The 705-nt window shown below is 37.4% G+C and carries 1 pseudogene; it reads left to right on the plus strand.

What is annotated here, in order from left to right:
* Positions 1-241: 241 nt before the first annotated feature.
* Positions 242-705 (plus strand): annotated as a pseudogene (locus ACRCJ0_RS17635) (Ppx/GppA family phosphatase); the annotation flags it as partial.

Below are 705 nucleotides of genomic sequence, written 5' to 3' on the forward strand. Positions count from 1 at the left end.
GAGTTTGACTTTCGTAGCCCGATATTACGGCTATCGTTAAATAACAATTAGGGGGGCTAGTGGCTTTGATGTCACAGCCCTCTTTTTCTAGAATCCCCTATCTAATTTACTTGTAGAAATAGTCTTTTACTTATCGGGAAATATTATTTCGGATTTGCTGAAATTGCGTTATACTAAGCTTAAGATAAATTTAATTTTAGTTGTTACTGAAGCACATGAAAAACGAAAGGACACAATAGTTATGAAAGAACGAATTGGTTTGATTGATATAGGTTCAAACTCTATTCGCCTTGTTGTCTTTCAAGTCGAAGATAATTTAGCCATGCGAGAAATTCAAAACATTAAAATTCCCGCACGGATTTTTCAATATATAAATGCTAATCACGAAATGTCACAAGAAGGTATTGATACCCTAGCACGGATTATTGGTGCTTTTGCCAAAGAAGCGGCCATTTTAAAAGCTGACCGTATCTTACCTAAAGCTACTGCAGCTATTAGACAGTCTGCGAATAAAGATGACATCATCAATCAAGTGAAGAAAAAAACCGGTGTCACCATTGAATTAGTGCCAGAAGAAATGGAAGCCTACTACGGATTCTCTGCAGTCGTTCACTCTATGAGTGATTCTGACGGTGTATCCATTGATATCGGTGGTGGCTCAACAGAAATCACAGTCTTTAAGGACAAGGAATTGGTTGAAGCCTT

This window comes from Aerococcus sp. L_32 (assembly GCF_050689315.1).